Genomic DNA, 5,362 nt, shown 5'->3' on the forward strand with positions numbered 1-5,362 from the left:
TCCGCAACATCAGCTAACGCCGCCAGCACGTCTAAACGGGCGACTTGCTGAGCTAATGTCTGCAAACGTCCAATCTCAGCCTTCACATGGTCACGAACGGTGACAAACAAATCATACTCACGTTCGGTTTGCTTGGCTTGGGCTTCAATAATTAACCGCTCATGTGCCTTCAATTCAGGCGTGACAAAACGTTCTGCATTGGTCAAAGTTTGCAGGCGTTCATACCGATTTTCCGCTAATTTCCCAATATTGGCTTTGGTCACTTCGATAAAGTAACCAAAGTTCTTATTATACCCGACTTTCAACGACCCAATCCCAGTCGCAGCGCGTTCGTCGGCTTCCAATTGCGCCAGCCACTGCTGGTTATCGGTGAGCACTTGACGATAGTCATCAATTTTGGCGTCAAAACCATTTTTAATGATGTTGCCTTCGCGCACACTAATTGGCGGTTCGTCCATAATGGCATCATCAATTAAAGTGGCTAAGTCGCCCATATCATCGAGTTGCTGCCCAACTGCCTGAAGTAAACTGTCCGATTCTGCTAAAGTCGCTTTTATCGCCGGAATTGCGTGTAATGAACGTTTTAACTGGACGAGTTCACGCGCGTTCATGGTCCCCATCGCTGCACGTGCTGCCAAACGTTCTAAATCATAGACAGACTTCAAATGATCTTGTAACGTGCCTCGGGTAAAAAAGTCGGCTTGGAAAGCCTGCACAAGATCTAGGCGCGCCTCAATATCAGCTTGCACGCGTAACGGCTTCAACACCCATTGCTTCAATAAACGACCACCCATTGCCGTGTGCGTCTCGTCAATTAACCCCAGTAATGAGCCTGCCCGTTTTTTGGTGCGGGTATTTTCAACTAAATCCAAATTAATCCGAGTATCTTGATTAAATTTCAGGTAAGCTAGCCGTTCATAACTTTCCGCAGGCACAATATGCTCGAGATTACGACGTTGGGTATCAAAAATATACCCTAACAGCATCGTCGTGACCGCAACTTCTAGCGGATGCGTGAGATTTTGCGTCAAAAAACTAATCGTTGCGGACGGTGCTACTTCCGCTTTCGTTGAGATAACTAACCCATGCTCGCCCAATTGCGTTGCCATTTGTTGCTTGATCGTTTCGGGATCATTTTGGCGCAAAACGACTTCCTTCACTTCCAACGACCGCAATTCATCCACGATATCATTAAATTGTTGGCTGGTTGTGGCTTTCAACTCACCAGTTGATAAATCAATATAAGCCATGGCCCAAGCCCGACCATCCGGTAATACGGCCGCCAAATAATTGTTTTGTTTATCTGAACCAGCCCCACCCGATAACTTTGTCCCTGGTGTAATCAGTTGGACAACGTCACGTTTCACCATGCCTTTGGCTGCGGCAGCATCTTCCATTTGCTCCACAATGGCAACCTTATGTCCCTGATCAACTAAAATATCGATATAGTTTTGCGCCGCATGATGGGGGATACCGGCCATCGGCACCGGATTTTCTGAATTTTTATTCCGCGCTGTTAACGTCAATTCCAGCAATTTTGCCCCTTGAATGGCATCTTCTTCAAATAATTCGTAAAAATCACCTAATCGATAAAAAAAGAACGCATATGGATATTGCGCTTTAATCTATTGATATTGCACCATCATGGGCGTATCAAGTGGTTTAGCGATCGGGAGGTATCTCCTAAATCAGCTTTTCTTTCACTTCGCTTAATCAAAATGGCGATAGCGCGCCATCGTGCGTGATAAATAAGCGACTAACGCTTGGTTTTCTGGCTGTTGGTCCCAATTTTCCTGACTCACTAACGCAATCGCTTCCTGTTGCGCAATTTCCATCATCGTCAGATCCTTGATTGGATCACCCACAACAAATTCTGGGACACCGGACTGTTTGGTGCCTAAAATATCCCCAGAACCACGTAATTCCAAATCTTTTTGCGCCAAAACAAAGCCATTAGTCGTCGCCACCATCGCATCTAAACGGGCTGTGCCGTAATCGGTTTTAGGGTCCGCTATCAACAACGTATACGATTGCCGACTACCACGACCCACACGGCCACGCAATTGATGCAGTTGCGCTAACCCAAAGCGATCGGCATCTAAAATCAACATAATGCTGGCATTGGGCACATCCACCCCAACTTCAATTACAGTTGTGGCCACCAAAACTTGAATCCGATTCGCCTTAAAATCAGCCATTAACTGCTTTTTTTCATCATTTGATAAGCGGCCGTGTAATAGGCCAATCGTATATTCTGGTAGCTCTAACTGCATCGCTTCATACATAGCGGTCGCATTTTGCACATCCAGTGACTCCGATTCTTCAATCAAAGGTGTCACGATGTAGGCTTGTGCCCCGTCATCCAGTTGTTGTTTCACAAATGCCAAAGCGGCATCTAACTGATTATGACTGAGTCGTTTAGTTTCAATAGCTTTACGGCCACTAGGTAATTGGTCAATAATGGATACATCCATCTCACCGTAAGCCGTGATCGACAATGTGCGTGGAATAGGGGTCGCCGTCATCGCCAAAATATCTGGATTAACCCCATTTTCACGTAACGCAGCTCGTTGGTTCACGCCAAAACGATGCTGTTCATCAATGACTGCCAGTCCTAAATGATGAAATGCCACGTCTGGTTGTAGCAACGCATGTGTGCCAACTAAAATATCGATCTCGCCGTTCTCAAGATCTTCTAGAATCTGTCGTCGCGCCGCAGCCCGCAAACCACTAGTCAGCAGCTCAATGCGTAGCTGCACACCCGCACGATCAAATAACTGTGCTAAATTCAACGCGTGTTGTTGCGCTAAAATTTCCGTTGGTGCCATAATGGCAGCTTGTAGCCCTGCCGTCACGACGGCATACATAGCCATGGCCGCCACCACTGTTTTTCCGGAACCAACATCCCCTTGTAGTAAACGATTCATGTGCCGTGGCCGATGCTGGTCTTGCAAAATTTCCGCAATCACCTTTTTTTGCGCAGCAGTTAGTGTAAATGGTAGTCCTGCCTCAAACTTTTTGAGCGCTTGCGCATCATAGGCAATGCCTTCACCCGCAAATTTTTGATCCGCTAACTTCAACAGTTGCAAACGCATTTGAAAAATGAAGAATTCCTCAAAGGCTGCACTCCGACGTGCTGCTTTTGCAGCTGGCATATCAGTGGGAAAATGCATGTGTTCAATTTGGGTATTGCGGTCTAATAACCGATACTTCTGCCGTAAACTAAGTGGCACGAGGTCCGGCATCGTCCCACGGACATCCGCCCAGGCCAATTCGACTAAATGCCGAATAGTTTTTGCCGTAATTTGTTTAGAGGCCGGATAAATTGGATCCAAAGCATTTGCCGTGGCATTAATCATTTTCATGCCCGTTAGTGCTGCTTTCGCAGCATTATACGTCCCATACACGGCCACTTCCTGACCAACAGCGATATTTTGGGCTAACCAAGGCTGATTAAAAAACGTCACACGAACATTTTCGTGTTCAATTAGTAAGCCAAAGCGCGTTTGCGTTTTCTTGCCAAAACGTGTCACCACTGGGGGAGCACTCACCACCCCCTTGAAGGTGACCTTCTCGCCATCCAAAGTTTCGGACGGCCGCCGCTCACCTAAATCCTCATAGCGAAACGGAAAATACCCCAATAAATCTTCAATGGTAAAAATATCAAGGTCATGCAAAGCCGTTAGGCGTTTTGGGCCAACGCCTGGTAAAATATCCACATTGTCAACCGGTGTCATCATGTTATTATTGTATCATTTTGCTTGAAAAAAAGGCGACAGCTCATGAGCCGATTGCCTTTTCCCCCTATCCGTGTTGCCCATTAACTTTTGGCAGTCAGCAAGAGCCATCGGGTATCAAGCTGATCGTCGCCAACGCCACCAAAACCAACAGATTTGACCGCCAAGTGCCACTCCAAAGACTAGTAATATACCAGCTTGCTTAAGATTTTCTGACTGAATCGTTTGTGTGATTTTTTTCTGAAAGCTCGGCTGATACGGCACGCGCCTGCCCGTCACCAGTAGGCGATGTGATTTGATCATATCCGGCGTACACGTCACTAATGTCAGCAAGTCCTGCTGAGGTTGACGTTGTAGCACCTGAAAATCAGCCGGTCGCACCACTTGGGTCATAAAAATTTGATAAGCTGATTTTTTATCCCCAAGCGTTAAAATCACAATATCCCCTGACTTAACCCGATTAAGATTGGTAAATAGCACTCTTGAAGCCAAGCCACGGTGCCCCGCAATGACACAATGCGTCCCAACCCCACCAGTTGGACTATCCATATTTTGTAACACGGTTGCCCCATAGGTTAAGGTCACCTCGTTGGTGGTTTTAAATAGTGGCGTATGCAACGCAATACTTGGCACTGTAATACTACCAAGCAATTGTTGTTTTAAAGCAATTTGTTGTGACGGGGCGGCATTTGCAAACGGATCTGCCACCTCGTCGCCGTGATCGTTTGGTTGACTCGGCTGACTAGTTTTCTGTTGTTGTCGTGCTAAGGGCGTTAACCGTTGCTGATCGATAAAATGATTGATTGCGCTGACATAAAATGGATAAGTCGCAATCAAAAAGCCAAGAATAAAAATACCAGCAAATACCCACCGAAAACAATCTGGTCGGTGGTTTTGTGCCATTGTCATAACGTCATCTTTCTGGTTCACACATTAGACCGTGTGTTGTTTTTTATACCACCAAACAGCACCAGCCATCAATATCACGCCCATACCGAAGAAAATATAAACGCCAACACCACCAGTATCTGGTAGCAAGCCTTTTTTGGTGTTTTCAATGGTCATGGTTTGCGCAGTCGCATAACTGCCTTTGATCACATTAAACGGTACTGGTTTTGCCAAACGTGCATAACCCGTTGGTGCTTGTATTTCAAGCAAGGCATAGTGTTGGTTATTCGGTAACTTTGCCGAATAGATCAAATTTTGCAAGCGCAACATTCCTTGTGAATCCGTCACATATCTTGTGGCCTGATTGGCACTTGTTCCCCACTGGTAACTGCCATCGGCAGCTTGATTCGCATAAGCTATGATGTTTTCTTGCTGATCAACTTTGACTAATTGGAAAACAGCCCCAGCCAGCCTGGCTTGACTTTGTTTGTCCACCTTAACAAAGGTAGCACCGCCAGTGTAAATTTTTAACCCATCCCCTTCGGTCGTGACCACTTCCTGATCAACGGTGAAAGCAGCGGCGTTCGTCAAGCCTTTTTCTGGTGCGGCCGCTTTCGTTAACGTAGCATCGTAGGCAACAACTAACTGTTTCCCTGCCATTGCTGCCATACTGGCAGTTTTTGGATTAAATGTGATTCTAAACCCTTTCCCATCTTTTGCCGTTGCAGTTGTTGCTG

General features: G+C 46.3%; 4 protein-coding genes. All 4 read right to left on the reverse strand.

What is annotated here, in order from left to right:
• Positions 1-1,625: DNA mismatch repair protein MutS (gene mutS / locus ACW12G_RS01800; RefSeq protein ID WP_455647138.1), on the reverse strand; the 1,625-nt coding region annotated here is incomplete at its 3' end.
• A gap of 84 nt (positions 1,626-1,709) precedes the next feature.
• Positions 1,710-3,740 carry an ATP-dependent DNA helicase RecG gene (gene recG / locus ACW12G_RS01805; protein ID WP_189428855.1) on the reverse strand — a complete coding sequence of 677 codons (2,031 nt, stop codon included), beginning with the start codon at positions 3,738-3,740 and terminating at the stop codon, positions 1,710-1,712.
• A 114-nt stretch (positions 3,741-3,854) separates the two neighbouring features.
• Positions 3,855-4,646: a class C sortase gene (locus ACW12G_RS01810; protein ID WP_455647133.1), complete on the reverse strand. Its 792-nt coding sequence runs from the start codon at positions 4,644-4,646 to the stop codon at positions 3,855-3,857.
• A 24-nt stretch (positions 4,647-4,670) separates the two neighbouring features.
• The coding region (locus tag ACW12G_RS01815) for a SpaH/EbpB family LPXTG-anchored major pilin (protein WP_455647134.1) at positions 4,671-5,362 on the reverse strand (692 nt) is incomplete at its 5' end.

The organism is Leuconostoc sp. (genome assembly GCF_965300815.1).